We start from the raw sequence: 14949 nt of genomic DNA, 5'->3' as shown, positions 1-14949 counted from the left end.
CCGTGGCCGTCGGCGGTCAGGCCGGGCCGAAGGAGACGGCGCCGCGTCCGGGAACGACGGCGGCAAGGACTCGCAGCCCGGCAGCTGAGGCGAGGCACAGGCCGTCGCGCTGCCCGGAACCTATACCCGGTGCGGCGCGACGGCCCGTTCGTCTGCTCTGGTGCTCAGCCGATCTCGGCGCGCTGCGGCGCGGGCAACGGCATCCAAGAGCGCTTCCCTGCGCAGGGCGGCCAGCCGCTCAGTCTCGGCTTGGGCCACGGCACGGCAGCCCTGCGCACGGATCTCCTCGTCCTGCTGCAGATGCTGACGCAGTTGGCCGGCCTCGGCTTCGAGCGCCTCAACGCCGGCGGTGACAGTACCTGGGGAGGAGCTCGGAGCGGCATGCGCGGGGACGTTCAGGAAACGGCGATGGCCGGTGCCGCGAAGCCGTGCGGCTTTGCGGCGGAGAGGTGGCTGGCCTCTCCATACCGGCCATCGTGCGGCGTCTGGCCCGCCGGGAGTTCGTCGATCCCTTAAACCAGAGGCCGCGGTCTTACGGTATCCCGCGTGTGACGCGGTTCGGTGCGCTGTAGTCAGGGCGTCGAGGACCGGCGGGCGGCCAGCTCCTCGAGGCGGGAGCGTTTCCAACGTTGCTGGCGCGGTCGGCCGGCACTGCCGCGGCGGTATTCGAACCCGTCGGGCTGCTCGAGATCGGGCAGGAGCCCGTGCCCGAGCGCGCTGATGAAGCTGTCGGTGTTGCCGTATCCGAGGATCCGGGCCGCTTCGGCGGCGCCGACCAGGTCCTCGTTCTCGTCCTGGTCGGCGGCCGGCAGCACACCGCGCGTGCGGGCGGCGGCGACGACGGTGGCCCGGCGCCACTTCTTGCGGGCTCCGCCGCGGCTGCCTTCCCCCTCTCCAGGGTCTCCGGCTCGGGAAGTTCAGGGATGCGCCCCTGGTAGAGGGCGCTGGAGAAGGAAGCGACGCTGCTGTAGCCGAGCAGGCTCGCGACCTCGGCCGTGCCGAGGAGTTCGTCGGGGTCTCCGTCGATGGGCACTGTGGGCAGCGGGGCGGCCGGGGCGGAGCGACGCCGGCCCTTGCCGGGACGGCTGCTCGCCCAAGTGACGATCGTGCCGCGGCGCCACATCGGGCCGTCGATGTCCTCGTCGGGCTCGGGGAAGTACCCGGGCCGGTCGCGGAAGTAGGCGTCGATGGTGGAGGCGCGGGTGTAGCCGAGGAGCTTGGCCACTTCCCGTTTGGTCAGCAGCTCGTCCTGGTCGGCCTCGAGTACCGCGGCCGGCAGGGTGCGCTTCTTCGGGGCGCGCTTGGCGAAGAACGCCGCGACCTCGTCATGGGGCCAGAACCGCTTGCGGCCCTCGGTGTGCGCGACCGCGGGGAAACCGCTGTCCGGGTCGTTGCTCCACTCGCTGATCCGTGGCTTGCTCGTGCCGAACTCGGACACGATCTGTGCGGTGTCCACGAGCCGCTCGGCGGGAGACATCTGGGCCCCTTTGGAAGGATCGGCAAGGCGGTGCCGTCACCCGGCCGGGCGCGACAGGTTCGATAATGCCAATGTGGGTGGGTTTGTGTCCAGCCCAGCGCGAAACCGGCTACAGAAGCTCTTCGCCAAGAAGGCAGACGCCGAAGAGCGCGGCGCGCTCTTCCAGCTCCGTGTAGGCCATGGCGGCTGGAGCGGCATCCCAGGTCGTGAACGAGAGCGCGGAGACCGCCTCGCCGCGTGTCATCCCCTCCTCCCATGGCGTACCCGCGGTAGCGCACCGCTCGGCGAGCTGGGCGTCGGACAGGCTCACGGTCTCCCGGTCAACGCCGGCCTGGACGTCGGCGACGCCCTCGCACCAGGCGCGGTGGCCCGTGGCGAGAAGATCCTGTAGCGCGTCCCGGTCACTCAGGTCCTGAGCGCTGGCGGCGAGGTCGAGAAGCAGGGCGGTGGGGTTGGTGTCCATGGTCATCTCCTTCATCCACTGTAAGGGGACGTGTGCCGGGCCGGGTCCGGACAGACCGGCCCGGCACACACGGGCGTCAGTTGTGGGCGGTGCAGCCGTCGCACAGCGCACGACCGTTGTGTCGGGCCATCTCGGGTTCCTTACGGGGCCCCTTCCTCAGCGCCGCCCGTACCTGATTCTTGAGGGCGGTGAACTCCGGGCCGTCGTCCGCGCAGACGACACCCGGGGCGGGTGCGCCGCACTGCTCGGCGTGCCAGATCAGGTCGGTGATGCGCCAGTCCGCGCGGAAGCTGTCACCCCGCACCCGCTCAACCTCGGCGTACAGGTCGGCCAGCCGCGGCCGCCGACCGATGGAGAGCAGTACGTCGTGGCGGGAGGCGAAGACATGCAGCGAGCAGGAGCGGGTGATCAGAGCATGGCGCGGGCGGAGCGGCCGGTGATGTCGCTGACGACCGAGCTGAGCTTGATCTCGGCGTCTTCCAGGAACATCGCGAGCCGGTTGCGTCGCGGACCCGGTCGCGGGTGGTCTCGGTGCGGTACCGGGCCAGGTCACGAAGTTGGCGGATGTCACGCGGTGGCACGAAGCTGGGCCGGACCAGGCCGTACTCGACCAGGCGGCAGACCCACTCGCAGTCCTTCACGTCGGTCTTGCGGCCCGGCACGGTCTTGATGTGCTGGGCGTTCAGCAGCCACGGCTCGATCCCTTCGGTGGCCTCCAGCAGGTAGGACCAGGGCATGCTGGTGGAGCCTGCCGTGATCGGCCTCACGGGGAAAGGCCTGGTCAAGGGCTATGTGATAGTTATGGCACCCTACACGGACCAGGCGGCGAGTACGTCGTCGCCCGACCACACCAGACCCACACCGTCGCGCGGGACATCCGGGGAGATGCCGGACAACGACACGACCGCCAGGCCGGTGCGCGTCGGATCGAACCCAGGCACCTGGGGCGCGGCCCGCTGCAGGTCGGCCAGGTCGTGGCTGTCGAATTCCGACTCCAGCCACTTGATCGACCCCACGAAGTCGATCCGTCCGGCCACCGGCGCCCGGTCGGCGCCGACCAGGTCGAGTTCCGGGTTGAACTGTCGGTTCCACCAGCCGCCGACCACCTCCGTGTCCAGCCAAGGAAGCTGCCCGGCGCTGGCGGCCAGCTCCAGTGCCTCGCGGACCAGCGGCTCCACGGCGCGGCCGCGCCAGCTGGGCCACTGCCGCTGGATGGCGCCGAAGCCCACCTGCGGCCGGCCGCGCTGAGCCTGCTCCTGAGCGGTGCGCAGCACCGCCAGGTACAGCCGCAAGTTGCTGTCGGACACGCGGTACAGCGACGGCTTGCCCGGCCGGGTGGACAGCGGCGCATCGACGGCCAGGACGTGCTTTTCCTCCGCCAGCCGGCGCAGCAGCGGCGAGAGCGTGCCCGAGGGCAGCGAGCCCTCGCGGCTGCCTGCGGTGGAGGCGATGTTGGCGTGGGTGCGATCCCCGGCACCGATCGCCTCCAGCACCCGCCGGGCGGTATTCGGGCTGGGGAACTCGGCCATCAGGGTCGTCTCCGGCACCCCGAAGACGGGCGAGGCCGGGTCGGCGCACTCGGCGCGCAGGAACTTCAGCGTCGGGGTGCCGTGCGGCCAGACCCGCAGGATGCCCGGTAGGCCGCCGGAGACCAGGTGGGCATCCAGCGCCTCGGCGCCCGTGAGGCCGAGCGCGGCGCCGGTCTCGGCCGGGTTCAGCGGGCCCAGCACCAGGTTATCGGCGCGGCCGTAGAACGGCCGGTCGTAGGCGGTGAGCCGCTCCATCATGTGCAGGTCTGAGCCGAGCAGAAGCAGGAGGACCGGCCGGGAGGACAGCAGCCGGTCCCACGCGGTCTGCAGCGCCCCGTCGAAGACGCTGTCCTGTTCCGCCAGCCACGGCAGTTCGTCCAGTACCACCACGCTCGGCTGGTCGGGCAGCAGGCCGGCCAGCACCCGGAAGACGTCCGGCCAGCTGCCAGTGCCCAGCTGCGGCACCAGTTCGCGGTCGCGGACCAGGGTCGAGTCGCGCAGCTCGTCCAGCAGCGCCGCGGCGGCCTCAATGGGGGAGGCGCCCTTGGTCGCCGTGAAGTACAGGTAGGGCACCTGGGCGCGGTCGCAGAACTCCTGGACCAGGCGGGACTTGCCGACCTGCCGGCGGCCGCGGATCGCCAGGGCCACACCGCTGCCGGAGGTGCGTACCCGCTCCAGGCGCTTGCCGAGCAGGGCCAGCTCGTTGGCCCTGCCGATGAACTCGCTCACACTCGGCATCCTATCTTTGTAGATGGAATCTACGTAGATTTAATCTACAAAGAGCGAGGCGTCAACGCAACACTGCGGGCGCCGATAAATCATCCTGTGAGGGCCATAACTCTCGTACCTGCTTCGACCTGGGACTTCGAGACCTGCGCCCGATCATGGCATGCTCGAACGCTGTGGCGCTCCGCGTGATCTACCTCGCCTTCGTCCGCATCCTCGGGCTGCTCCTCCTGCTCTCCCGTGCCCAACGAGCCAAGGACGTCGAGCTGTTGGCGTTGCGCCACGAAGTCGCCATCCTGCGCCGCCAACTCGGGGCCCGGCCACGACTGTCCTGGCCGGACCGGGCCGTACTCGCCGCTCTCGCCCGACACTTGCCCGCTGCGCTGCGCCGCACCCGGCTGGTTACCCCCGGCGCCCTGCTCACCTGCCGCCGCTGTCTCGTCCGCTGGAAATGGAGACAGAAACCGGAGTGCACCATCCCGCCCGCCGATACCCGAGCAGCTCCACCGGGCTGGTCCTGCGGCTCGCCCGAGAGAACAGCTCCTGGGGCTGCGCCCGCATCCAGGGCGGGCTCCGCCGCCTGGGTCACCGTGTCGGCGCCGCCACCATCCGCCGTGTCCTGCGCTCCGCCGGCCTCGACCCCGCGCCCCGACGGTCAGGAGACGCGCCGACCTGGCGCGATTTCCTCCGCGCCCAGGCAAGCGGGCTCCTCGCGGTGGACTTCTCCCACGTCGACACGGTGACCCTGACGCGGCTGTAGGTCTTCTTCGTCATGGAGGTCGGCATCCGCACCGTCCACGTCCTCGGCGTCACCGCCCACCCCACCGCCGCCCGGGCCACCCAGCTCGCCCGCAACCTGCTGTCCGACCTCGGCGCCCGCGCTCCCGCTTCGCGTCCGACGACGTCTGGAAGCGCTCGGCCCGCACCCCGAAGTACTCGGCGCGCCCGCTCGGCGCGGTCCTCCTCGCCCTCGGCGAAGGCCCGGCGCCGGGCCTCGTCGATCTCGACCGTCACCCGGTGGCCGGCCGAACGCAGGACGTCGGCCGCCTGGCTGATCAGGTACAGGTCGGCGCGGCGGTCGCGGGAGCCGCGCAGGTAGATCCCGATCGAGGCAGAGGCCCGGAAGCGGAACGGCCGGAGTAGCTCGTACGCGCCGTCGCCCTTCACCGAGCCGGACAGCAGGGTTCCCTCAGCGCGGGTGTGGGTGAGGGTCAGGGGGCCTTCGCCGGACGCCCCTGCGCTTCGAGGGCGGCGACCAGTTCGGTCGACGGATACAGGACGGCGCTCCAGCAGGTCGGATCGGTGCAGGTGTACCAAGTGCCGGTGAAGCGCTGTGCGGGGGACTGGTCGCCGGTGTGCAGCGTCATGGGGCCGTGCTGGCGGCACTCGGGGGTACTGGTCGCGTCGGTCACGTAGGTGCCCTCTCTCGGCGCGGGTGTGGTGGTGGGAGAGGGGTGCAGCTCTCCCGTGGCGCGTTCGGCCCGGTGGGCAGCGCGGCTGCGGTGCAGCTCTCCCGGGGCGTATCCCGCTCCCGCACTCCATCTTGTTCCATAATACCTATATCGGAGAGTGGGGCAACCGAGTTCTATGACGCTGCTGCCCCACCCCGGAACGCGCAGATCAGGGCCTGGTCGGCGGCTCGCTGAACGTGACCTGGACGCCGTCCAGCCTGACGGCCACCGTCCGGCCCGGCCTGGTCAGGAGCCGCGCATAGGCCTCCATGTCCTTGTCATAGCGCTCGACTTCGCGTTCGGGCGCCTCGCAGCGGGCACCGGGCCGGATCGCCCCCCAGGGCTCCAGCAGCCGTGCCACCTTGGCCGTACCCGGCTCTGCGCTGGGGTAGATGTGGAATCCCGGCGTCTGCGTGTAGTCGATCTCGGGTAGGCCGTAGGGCATGTGCCCGGTGGTGGCCAACTCCACGGCCAGGGCTCGGAATTGCTCGTCTTCGATCAGGTCTGCCGACAGTCCCGGCAGGTCCATGGACGCGACTTGGGCGCGCCGGGCGGCGTCCGCCTCGCCGTTCGCGCTCTCGGCGATCCCCTGGGCCCACTCCCGGTCGTCGTACGTCCGCACGCAGGCGCCGGTGAACTCGTCGACCAGGTCCCACCCTTCGCCACCGGCGGCGGGGGCGATCCTGAACCGGGCGTCGGAGGGCTGGGCCGGGGGCTCGGCGAAGAACACGTATCCGCTGCCGTGCTGCTCCGTCGTCGCCAGTTGGGCCCGGCGCAGGGCGTCGGCCATGAACGGTGCCACGGCGCGGGAGGGCCCGTCGAGCGTATGCCACCAGGCGACGGCGCACCGGGCGGTCAGCCCCAGCGGGAGGCGTACCGGCTGCTCGGAGATCGCCACCCCGCCGCGGGGGCGGTCGAGGAATCCGGCAAGGGCGGATTCGGCACGCTGGAGCGTGTCCACCTGGGGGGCGGTGCGCTCGCGCAGTTCGGCCAGGGCGGCGGTGTGCGCGGGCAGCAGCCGCTGACGGATGTGGTCGGCCGTGCGCCGGGCGGTGGCCTTGGCCTGGCTCTCGCTGGGGCGCGGGCGGGGCAGGGCGGTGATCGTGATTGCCTTGACCTCGATGCCGTACGCGGTGGCCTGCTCGGGCAGAGCCGCGGTGACGGTGATCCGGGTCCGGGGGCGGTTGGGGGTGAGTTCCAGGGCGCGGCCGTCGGCGTAGGCGATCCGCACCCGGCCGGTGTTGCCGTCCTTCTCGGTGCGGTCGGCGCCGAGCCGCTCGGCAACCGCGCGTGCGAGGGACTCAAGGCCGGCGGGGGTGGACAGTTCCATGAGGGGTCTCCTTCGAGGATGTGGGGTGGGCGGGGGAGTCGGGGCGGTGCGCCTACGGCGCAGGGGGCTTGGCGTTGCGCTGGGCGGCGCGGCGCTCGGCGTCGGCGCGGGCGTCCTCGGCGGTGTATCCGGTGTCGCACCAGGCGTGGCAGAGCTGCCCGGGCGGGGCGTTGCAGGTCTCGCACCGGTCTTCGAAGTCCTCGGGCCCAAACGGCGGCGGGCTGCTCATGCCGGGACGTCCTTGATGTGCTCCGCCACCAGGCGGGCAGACAGGAGCGGGCCCCTCGTCATCAGTGCCGCGCAGCTGGCCTGCCAGATCTGCCCCGGACTGGACGGGGAGATCTGGAAGTTCGTGGCCGGGCTGACCTGCCACGTGCGGCCGTGCGGGTCGGTGGCGGTGTAGGTGAGGTACTGGGGGTCGTCCTGGCGGCTGTTGTCGCTCCAGGTGAGGTCGGCGGCGGTGAGGGCGCGGCCCAGCTGGGCGCAGCGTTCCGGGGTGGCGTGCGCGAACGTTGCCACGGGTCGTCTCTCCTCGTGATCAGGGGCAGGACAGACCGGGGCGGCCTGGCGGCAGGCCACCCCGGGGCGCGGGCTCGTCGGTCTATGGGTGGGTGAGCTCGCGGTGGATGCGGTCGCTGGTCTCGCGCGCTTCCCTGCGGGCCTGGTCGGCTGCGGCCTGCGGGCTGGCGGCGTAGACGACGTTGACGCTGCCGAAGGTCTCTTCGGCGGCGTCCTGGTGCTGCTCGTGGACGTCGGCCCGTTAGCCTGGATCGACGGGGGCCTCCTCCACGTGCCAGATGTCGACGTCGCCCCCGCCCGTCCACTGACCGACCACGAAGTACGCGCGCTCTCCGCTCTCCGGCGCGGCGGTGGGCCGGGTCAACCCCTCGTACTCCGACCGGAAGAGCGTCAGACGGCGGCCCTCCTCGTCGGCTGCGCCCCTGCTGATCTCGGCCCACTTCGGCAGGTACTCGGAGCGGTGGGCCAGGCTCTCGCGGTCCGGGGCCAGCAGCAGCGCGAGCACCGGGTGCGGGCGGTCGGTGAACCAGCGGGCCAGCGTCCACCAGGCGGCGAGACTGCGGGCGGCCTGGACCCGGTGGGCCTCGGCCTCCTCCAGCCAACGGGCCTGCGCCCGGTCCGCGTGCGAGATCATCGCCTCTAGCCACTTCAGCAGCTGCGGGGTGTCATGGCGACGGGCCGCGTGCTGGAGGCTGGGGAAGTCGCTGCGCGCGGCGTAGTCGCCGGCGCACGCGCGCAGGATAGCGGTCAGCGTCTGGCTGGCCTGCTCGGGCGCGGGCCGGTCGTCGGTGTCGACCAGGTCCCGTTCCAGCCACCCCCAGGGGACGTCGGCGGAGTAGGCCAGCACCCTGACCGTGTTGCCCTGGTAGGCGCGGCCACGGATGCGCACCAGCGGCTCGGCGGGCCACTCCCGCGCGCTGGCGGATCCGAGTGTCGCCCGGACGGCGTCGAACCGGTCCCACCGGGCGGGGCTGCTGGTCGCGGTCACGTGGACGGTCCCGCTGGCGGCACCGGTGAGGCAGTAGCGCACGGCTCCGGCGGGGTCCGCCTCGGACGGGACGGCGCGGACGGTGCCGGACGGGGTGGCAAAGGTGATCACAGAGCTTCTCCTCACGGGGCGTACAGGAACGGGGAGTTGGCAGGGCCGGTGACTTCAGTTCGTGACGGACGGGTCCGGCAGGGACGGCGCGGGGTAGGCGCGGGCGAGAGGCGCTGAGCTGCTCGCGCAGGGCCGTACAGCGGCCTGCACGGCGGCGGTCTTCATGCCGTGCAGCCATCCGCGCTCGATCCGCCACCCGCACACGACCGGGCCCGGCTCCTGCTCGGTCTGCACGACCAGGGTGGCCAGGGACGGTGCAGCTGCCCTCCAGGGCGGCCGTCACGGCGGCCTCGACGGCGGTGAACTCGTCCAGGTCGGCGTCCAGGCGCCATGCGGGGGCGGTCGTGACGTCGACGGTGGCGCTGGCCAGGGCGTACCGGCTGTCGACGTCCAACGCGGCGTAGTTGAGGCGGTGCAGTCCGGCACTGAGGGCGGTGAAGAGCTGGGCGAATACGAGGTGCGTGCGGCGGCGGGCGGCGGTGATCGCTTCGTCTCCGGGATAGGGCAGGCTGCGGCGGCCGTTGCGGGCGTGCTGGTCGGGGTGCGGGCTCGTCACGGTGACTCCAGCGGGGCGACGGGTGGGGGCCGGCTGCGTGCGGCGGGGCGGGGGTGTCCCGCACGCTGTGGCGTGCGGGACACGGTCAGATGACGGGGCGGCGGCGGCCTTGCTCGTCCAGGCGGCGCACGTCGGGCGCGGGCTCCCGGAAGTGGCACCACGTGCGCCCCATGAAGTCCTCGGCGGTGTAGAAGTGCACTGTCCGGGCCCGGTCGCTTCCGCCTGCCGCGGTGTAGGCGGCGGAGTACCAGTAGCCGTTGATGTTGACCGGAACGGCGTCATCGGGCCACTCGTGCGGGATCGGGGTCAGGTGCGCCCGGCGGGCGTGGTGCAAGCGGCGGTCAGTGGTGAGGTCGACCGCCATGAAGTGGTCCCGCTCCATCGGCTTCCGCTCGCCGAACTCGTCGTCCTGCTCCCAGCAGGCGTTGCAGTGGCCGAACCACATGCACGGCAGGAGGTACAGGGGGCGCTCGTGCATCTCCGTGATGCTGCCGTCGTAGGTGACGCGGCTCCCGATGAACAACCGGGACGCGGGCGCGGTCTCAGGCATGGGCGGCCTGCCAGGCCTTCGCGTTCCACTCGCGGGTCAGTTCGTCGGCGTACGCGACGTCGCGCGCGGCCTCGGCGTTCAGCGCGGCCACGACCAGGACGCTGCCCCGGATCTCGTCGGCGCGGCGCTGGGCCGCGGCGGCCTGCTCCTGGCGCTTGGCCTCCTCCTCCGGCACGCGCCGGACGAGGGAGATCCCGCCGTCCCTGTTGAAGATCACGACGTAGCGGCGGAAGTCCTCGATCCGCCACGGGCGGGCCGGGCCGATCGTGGTGTCGGCCAGCGTGGCGCGGGCCTCGGCCAGCAGCTTCGCCACTTCCTCGGTCGCCTTCACGCCCGTGTCCCGCTGGCTCTGGTTGCGGCCGTAGTAGACGCGGGCCTTGTCGCGTACGGGGGCGAACTCCACCGGGGCGTAGATGCTGATCATCCGGCGGGCGTAGTCATCGCGCTGGTCCCGCTCGGCCTGGGCGGCGCGCGCTGTGTCGGCCACCTTGCCCTGCGTCCAGCTCAGCGCGGTAGCGGCGCACGACGTGCCGTAGTAGACGACGGAGCCGTCCTCGTTTCCGTCGGCGTCCAGCGGCATCAGCGCGACCGTGCGCTTCAGTCCGCGGCGGCCGCAGCAACCGCACTCGTCGAAGTCGTCAACGATGCCTTTGATCGTCCATTTCGGGATGCCCATGAATGACCTTCCGTGGGGCGGTGGGTGAGGTGGCCGGACTGGTGCACGTCCGCTGGCGTGGCCTGCGCGCAGGAATCTCGGTGGGCGGGGGCCTGCTGCCCCTCGCTCGCCGACGGGGAGGGTGCGGGGGAGGGGCGGGAACGGCGACTGTGGGCTACTCCTGCGGCGGCTTGTGACGGTGCAGGTTGCCGCGCTCGGTCACACCGATTCCGGTGCGGCCGCATGGGCAGTCGGCGGAGGGGCGGTTGTTCATCCGGGCGAACTTGCTGCCCAGCGCGGTCGTGTTGGTGCTGCGGACGCTGCCGGCCACCGGGGCGGTGTTGGTGCAGTAGCCGTCGGCCGTGACGGCGGGGGCGTCAGCCATGGGGGTACTCCTTGTCGGTGTCGGCGTTCTGGGGCAGGACCGGGGCGCTGTAGACCTCGCGGTGCACGTTGGGGAAGCCGGGGTATGGACGGACGGCCAACTGAAGCTCGGCGGTGTCCATGGGGTGGAGCCATCCGCCCCGTACGGTCCAGCCGCATGCGCGGGGGTTGGGCTCGGCGGCCGTGGTGGCGACCAGGACGGCGCGGCGGACGGTGCTGCCCTCCAGCGCGAACGTCACCAGAGTGCACAGTGCTGCAAAGTCGTCCTCGTCCAGCACAGCCAGCCGCTCGGGGGCGGTGCCGACGGAGACATCAGCCCGGCCGCTGACCAACGCGTCATTGGTCTGCTCGACCGCGAAATTCAATGTGTGCTCACCGTTGCCGAGGGCCTCGAACACGGCGGCAAGCGCGCTGAGGGCGCGGCGCGCGGCGGCCGCAATGGCGACATCGTCGGGGCGGACGAGTTCCGGGCGTGCGGGCATGGTGTGTCACTCCTCGATTGATGGTTGGTCGGGGCGTTGCCTTCTCCCCGCGCAGCGGGGCGCTCCGGGCTGCGCCCGGAGCAGCGGGCGGCTCGCTGCGCGAGCCGGGCGGGTTGGTCCCCCGGCGCTGTGCTCCGGGACGGGTGTGCGGTCTGCTGCGCAGCCGCGCTGTGCAGGTCCGGGGCGGGTGCGCTGCGCGCTCCCTCTCGGGCGGGGCGCTGCGCGCTCTGGGGCCCTGGACATGCGCGGGCTGGTAGGGGACCGGACGGGCGCCCCGTGTGGGGATGGGGAGTTCGGGGCGCCCGTCCGGCGCTCAGGGGGTCACACCGTGGTGAGGGCGAATGCCTTGTCCATCAGGTCGTTTGCCGCTCCGCTGATGACCCGCTCGGCGCGGGCGTCCGTCTTCTCGGCGTCGGTCTTGCCCCGGGTCGGGGCGACGTGGTTGGCGTACTCGGTGAGTGCGCTGTAACCGGCCCAGCGCGTGCCCCGGATACCGGCCTGAGTGTCGGCGTGCTCGAACAGGTTCGAGATCGCTTCCCAGCGCTGGCGCTGGTTGGTCTTGGTGCGGGCGTGGTCGCTGTCCTTGACCGGCCAGAGTTCGTCGACCACCGACTTCAGCTCGCTGAGCGTCATCTCGGCTTCGATCATGCGGTGGGCGGCCTGCTCGAACTCCTCGGCGTACCGGAACGTCAGACCGAGGGCGGATCGGGCTTGCGCGATGCGGGTCTTGGCTCCGGCGGTGTGCCGGACCACGAACGAGGAGCGGGCCCCGTGGATGGCCGCGTGCATGGTGTTCGCGCACACCACCCGGACTGGCGTCACGACGATGCGGAACGCGCTGCCTCCGTCGTGGCTGTTGAACGCTGCGATGTACAGATCCACGTCGTCGTTCCCGCCGATTGTGAGGGTCTGCGGCATCTTCATGGTGAGGAACACCTGACGGCCGTTCTTGAGCGATCCGGCGGTCTCGAAGTGCGCGCCGGACTCGTCGGCCAGCAGGTTGAGGAACTCGGCGTGTTCCTCGTTCTGCACGGGGTGGTAGTCGCTGCCGACCACTCCAAGGGTCTGCGTGCGGCCGGTCTTCGGGTGCGTGCGGGCGGTCGCGAAGTGCTGCGGGACCTCCACCGGCGTGGTGCCGTCGTCCGTGATCTCGGTCGCGGTCAGGGGGAGGAGTCGCACGTTCCAGCCGGACAGCGATGCGATGCGCATGGCCTCCTCGGCGGTCATCGCGCCGTCGGTGACGGTGCCGAGCTTGTGCCAGGCGCTCGTGTTGGCGGAGGCGAAAGCGGCGGTGCCGTCGGTGAACTGCTCGATCTCGTGAGCCACTTGGGGCTTCCCTTCTGGTGACGAACTTTCGGCGTGTCCGGTAGGGGGCCAACCCTTCCGAACTGGTTCCATAATACCTAACCCTGAGGGTGGGGCAACCGATTAAATCTCCGATGCGCCCCACCCTCGGGGCTACGCTCTGACCTGCGGCTACGACTGCGGCGGCTTGTGCCGTATCAGGTCACTCCTCCTGCTCGGCAAGGGAGATAACGCCGTAGTAGAGGTACTCCGGCACGTGGAACACGCTGGTCTCGACCGGGTAGTGCTGCGGGCGCTCGGTGACCATCCGGAACATGCGCCACCCGCCGACCGCGTCTGTCTCCGACCACTCCAGAACCTTGCCGAAACCGGCGAGCGTGTCACCGACTGCGAGGTACTTGACCTGTGCGCGGTAGCGCATGGCACCCGTCCGGCCGGCCCCCATCTGCTTGACCACATGGGCGTGCGGGTGGGTCTTGAGCTGCTTGGCGATCCTCTGACTCATGATCAGTTCCCTTCCGTGTGGGCTTACCGCTGCCAGTGCTGCGGCAGTGCCGTGACGCTCCACGTGTGGACTCCGGTCAGTGTGGTGACGAATGCGCCGTCCCTGTACTCGCTGAGGCGGTAGAGCGTGGACTCTCGTCCCCGGCGGTCCAGTTCGCGCTCAATGCGCGTCACCCAGTAGCGGCCGTGGCAGCACTGCTGCGACCCGTGGTAGCTGACCAACTGCCCGATGCTGGGGCCGCTGTCCGCGTTCATGGCGGCGGTCAGGTTGGACAGTGCCGTACCGAACGTGTGGGGCGGCAACGGCACGTCGGCCAGCGCGGGCCCGGTGTGCCCGGTCCGTACCCCAGAGATCCATCCCACCTCGAAAAGGGGCCGGGCCAGCTCGCGCACGTCGTGCGGGAAACCGGTGTTCTCGGGGAGCTGTTCCAGTGCCGCCCGGAAAGCGGCCTTCATTTGCTCTCGCTCGCCCTCGCTCGCCGGAACGGCGCGGTGGGCGGGCTCAATGCTCGTCATGCTCACAGTGACTGTCCCTCCGATTGGTGCGAGTACCGGGCTTGTTCGGGGGCCCGGTGGACCGGGCCCCCGAAGCTGCCTCTTACTTCAGTCCGCGCGTCCGCAGGAATTCACTGATGCGGAATGCGACGGCTCGCACCGAAAGGGATGCGCCCCGGAAGGTTCCGAGAATGCGGGGCCCGGTGTGACTGTCGTGGATGATGTGGAACTCAAACCCCTGAGCGATGGGCAGAAGAATGCGGATGGGACCGGCCGTGGTGTCAAACCGAATCGACGTGGTGTTGTCGTCCTGGTTGTGGACGATGACGGCGTCCCGAAGGAGTTCCGGGCGCGGGAGGAAGTTGGCGATCCGGCGGGCTTTTGCGGCCTGAGGGGTCGTGATCTCGTCCGTGCTGGGAGCCACCTTGCCTCCGCTGATGACGATTTCCACGCTGACGCCTTTCTGTTGACGAACGTTCGGCGGTGCCGGTTAGGGGGCCACCCCTTCCGACTTGTTCCATAATACCGCAGCATGGATCTGTTGCACTACCCACGCGCAAAACTCCTGCACTATCCCTTGCGTCATCTCCTGACCCTGCCCGGCGGCCGTCCTCCAGACGTCCCTGGTCAAGCGGCCTTTCCGCCGTGGTCGGGGAGCCGACATCCCCTCTGCTGCCGCTCTCCCTGCCCGAATGAGAGAAAAAGGGTGGGTCCGGGTGTGGGTGGTGCGGCGGCGTCGGGGATCGGGGCGGGTGGGTGTGTTGCGCGTCGGCGGGGCCTCCGCGCGGTGCGGTGGGGCCCTGGCACCCTGGACCGTGTGGGCGGGTCCGATGGGCCGGTCTGGTTCTGGGCCTGTCTGTTGCTGATGGGCGTCACGCATTCTTCACCAGTGGCGCGTCATTCATTTTCACTGGCCTGGCGCCTTTGTTCCGGGGAGTTTCTCCTTTAGGTGTCGTCAGGCCAGTGAAAGAAGCTGTCGTTCTGCGGGCAAATCGACTGACGTTCATATGGGTGATGTGATCTGATTCCAGTGTTGGTCTTGGGCTACAGTTTGAAGCGCCGGGGGTGTGGCCCTGTTCTGCCAAAGCTACATGCGCATCAGGTGATGCAGGATCATCGGCCCCGGCCATCCTCCCCCTTGTTGCTGCTCGGGCCGCAGGCCCGTTGGTCAACCCGCGTAGCGGGGTCGGCCTTTAGGCGCGCAGCGCCCACACGGTGACTGGAGCGCAGCGGAGGCCACCGTGTGGGGGACGTAGTCACCACAGCTCCGGGAGCGCAGCGGACGGAGCGTCAACCCCGATGCGCAGCAGTCGGGGTTGCGCGGGTGCGCGCAGCCATCCCGCCAGCGCTCCCGCGGAGCGGGAGCGCAACCACCGTGCGCAGCGCGGGTGTTCGCTTGCACATCGCGCAGCGATGTGGTACCG

23 protein-coding genes are annotated in these 14949 nt (G+C 70.7%); 4 read left to right on the top strand and 19 right to left on the bottom strand.

What is annotated here, in order from left to right; all coding sequences use genetic code 11:
* The first annotated feature begins 129 nt into the window (after positions 1 to 129).
* Positions 130 to 516, top strand: a complete 387-nt coding sequence (locus tag WJ438_RS00115; RefSeq protein ID WP_406723398.1) for a hypothetical protein — start codon at positions 130 to 132, stop codon at positions 514 to 516.
* A 16-nt stretch (positions 517 to 532) separates the two neighbouring features.
* Here the strand turns inward: WJ438_RS00115 and WJ438_RS00110 are convergent, their stop codons facing one another.
* The 5 genes from WJ438_RS00110 to WJ438_RS00090 form a co-directional block, all read right to left on the bottom strand.
* Complete coding sequence (locus tag WJ438_RS00110; protein WP_406723397.1) at positions 533 to 1477, bottom strand: hypothetical protein; 945 nt, start codon at positions 1475 to 1477, stop codon at positions 533 to 535.
* Between the two features lie 109 nt (positions 1478 to 1586).
* Positions 1587 to 1940: a hypothetical protein gene (locus tag WJ438_RS00105; RefSeq protein ID WP_406723396.1), complete on the bottom strand. Its 354-nt coding sequence runs from the start codon at positions 1938 to 1940 to the stop codon at positions 1587 to 1589.
* A 76-nt stretch (positions 1941 to 2016) separates the two neighbouring features.
* Positions 2017 to 2244, bottom strand: coding sequence for a hypothetical protein (locus tag WJ438_RS00100; protein ID WP_406723395.1), 228 nt, complete (start codon positions 2242 to 2244; stop codon positions 2017 to 2019).
* Positions 2245 to 2248: 4 nt separating this feature from the next.
* Complete coding sequence (locus tag WJ438_RS00095; RefSeq protein ID WP_406723394.1) at positions 2249 to 2677, bottom strand: transposase; 429 nt, start codon at positions 2675 to 2677, stop codon at positions 2249 to 2251.
* 72 nt (positions 2678 to 2749) lie between these two features.
* A complete protein-coding gene (locus tag WJ438_RS00090; RefSeq protein ID WP_406723393.1) occupies positions 2750 to 4198 on the bottom strand; it encodes an ATP-binding protein in 1449 nt (482 codons plus the stop codon).
* Between the two features lie 448 nt (positions 4199 to 4646).
* Here WJ438_RS00090 and WJ438_RS00085 point away from each other — a divergent pair, with 448 nt between their 5' ends.
* Together WJ438_RS00085 and WJ438_RS00080 are read left to right on the top strand one after the other, a co-directional pair.
* Positions 4647 to 4955: a hypothetical protein gene (locus WJ438_RS00085; RefSeq protein WP_406723392.1), complete on the top strand. Its 309-nt coding sequence runs from the start codon at positions 4647 to 4649 to the stop codon at positions 4953 to 4955.
* Positions 4956 to 4967: 12 nt separating this feature from the next.
* Complete coding sequence (locus WJ438_RS00080) at positions 4968 to 5294, top strand: hypothetical protein (protein WP_406723391.1); 327 nt, start codon at positions 4968 to 4970, stop codon at positions 5292 to 5294.
* Positions 5295 to 5406: 112 nt separating this feature from the next.
* Here the strand turns inward: WJ438_RS00080 and WJ438_RS00075 are convergent, their stop codons facing one another.
* From WJ438_RS00075 to WJ438_RS00050, 6 genes are all read right to left on the bottom strand, one after another.
* A complete protein-coding gene (locus tag WJ438_RS00075) occupies positions 5407 to 5607 on the bottom strand; it encodes a hypothetical protein (protein ID WP_406723390.1) in 201 nt (66 codons plus the stop codon).
* A gap of 208 nt (positions 5608 to 5815) precedes the next feature.
* Positions 5816 to 6976 (bottom strand): hypothetical protein, encoded by a 1161-nt coding sequence (locus WJ438_RS00070; protein WP_406723389.1) that lies wholly within the window; start codon positions 6974 to 6976, stop codon positions 5816 to 5818.
* Positions 6977 to 7028: 52 nt separating this feature from the next.
* Positions 7029 to 7205 (bottom strand): hypothetical protein, encoded by a 177-nt coding sequence (locus WJ438_RS00065; RefSeq protein WP_406723388.1) that lies wholly within the window; start codon positions 7203 to 7205, stop codon positions 7029 to 7031.
* Entirely contained in the window at positions 7202 to 7495 is a 294-nt protein-coding gene (locus WJ438_RS00060; protein WP_406723387.1) for a hypothetical protein, read from the bottom strand. Before WJ438_RS00060 ends, WJ438_RS00065 begins: the two co-directional genes overlap by 4 nt.
* 241 nt (positions 7496 to 7736) lie before the next feature.
* On the bottom strand, positions 7737 to 8594 hold the full coding sequence (locus tag WJ438_RS00055) for a hypothetical protein (protein ID WP_406723386.1): 858 nt from the start codon (positions 8592 to 8594) through the stop codon (positions 7737 to 7739).
* 54 nt (positions 8595 to 8648) lie between these two features.
* Positions 8649 to 8828, bottom strand: a complete 180-nt coding sequence (locus WJ438_RS00050) for a hypothetical protein (RefSeq protein WP_406723385.1) — start codon at positions 8826 to 8828, stop codon at positions 8649 to 8651.
* 20 nt (positions 8829 to 8848) lie between these two features.
* On the opposite strand from WJ438_RS00050, the gene WJ438_RS00045 reads away from it, so the two are divergent.
* On the top strand, positions 8849 to 8998 hold the full coding sequence (locus WJ438_RS00045; protein WP_406723384.1) for a hypothetical protein: 150 nt from the start codon (positions 8849 to 8851) through the stop codon (positions 8996 to 8998).
* A gap of 237 nt (positions 8999 to 9235) precedes the next feature.
* Here the strand turns inward: WJ438_RS00045 and WJ438_RS00040 are convergent, their stop codons facing one another.
* The 8 genes from WJ438_RS00040 to WJ438_RS00005 form a co-directional block, all read right to left on the bottom strand.
* On the bottom strand, positions 9236 to 9700 hold the full coding sequence (locus tag WJ438_RS00040; RefSeq protein WP_406723383.1) for a hypothetical protein: 465 nt from the start codon (positions 9698 to 9700) through the stop codon (positions 9236 to 9238).
* The gene (locus WJ438_RS00035) at positions 9693 to 10376 is read right to left on the bottom strand and encodes a hypothetical protein (RefSeq protein WP_406723382.1); all 684 of its coding nucleotides are present in this window, start codon (positions 10374 to 10376) and stop codon (positions 9693 to 9695) included. The genes WJ438_RS00040 and WJ438_RS00035 overlap by 8 nt, the downstream gene beginning before the upstream one ends.
* Positions 10377 to 10530: 154 nt before the next feature.
* Entirely contained in the window at positions 10531 to 10740 is a 210-nt protein-coding gene (locus WJ438_RS00030; protein WP_406723381.1) for a hypothetical protein, read from the bottom strand.
* Positions 10733 to 11221, bottom strand: coding sequence for a hypothetical protein (locus WJ438_RS00025; RefSeq protein ID WP_406723380.1), 489 nt, complete (start codon positions 11219 to 11221; stop codon positions 10733 to 10735). Before WJ438_RS00025 ends, WJ438_RS00030 begins: the two co-directional genes overlap by 8 nt.
* A 321-nt stretch (positions 11222 to 11542) precedes the next feature.
* Entirely contained in the window at positions 11543 to 12547 is a 1005-nt protein-coding gene (locus WJ438_RS00020) for a DUF932 domain-containing protein (protein WP_406723379.1), read from the bottom strand.
* A gap of 181 nt (positions 12548 to 12728) precedes the next feature.
* Positions 12729 to 13031, bottom strand: coding sequence for a hypothetical protein (locus WJ438_RS00015; RefSeq protein ID WP_406723378.1), 303 nt, complete (start codon positions 13029 to 13031; stop codon positions 12729 to 12731).
* A gap of 23 nt (positions 13032 to 13054) precedes the next feature.
* Positions 13055 to 13546 carry a hypothetical protein gene (locus WJ438_RS00010; protein WP_406723377.1) on the bottom strand — a complete coding sequence of 164 codons (492 nt, stop codon included), beginning with the start codon at positions 13544 to 13546 and terminating at the stop codon, positions 13055 to 13057.
* A gap of 82 nt (positions 13547 to 13628) precedes the next feature.
* A complete protein-coding gene (locus WJ438_RS00005; RefSeq protein WP_406723376.1) occupies positions 13629 to 13976 on the bottom strand; it encodes a hypothetical protein in 348 nt (115 codons plus the stop codon).
* Between the last annotated feature and the right edge of the window lie 973 nt (positions 13977 to 14949).

The organism is Streptomyces sp. GD-15H, assembly GCF_045291515.1.
Lineage (GTDB): Bacteria > Actinomycetota > Actinomycetes > Streptomycetales > Streptomycetaceae > Streptomyces.
The sequence above is the reverse complement of the archived record's forward strand: the minus strand, read 5'-3'. Positions and strand labels throughout refer to the sequence as shown.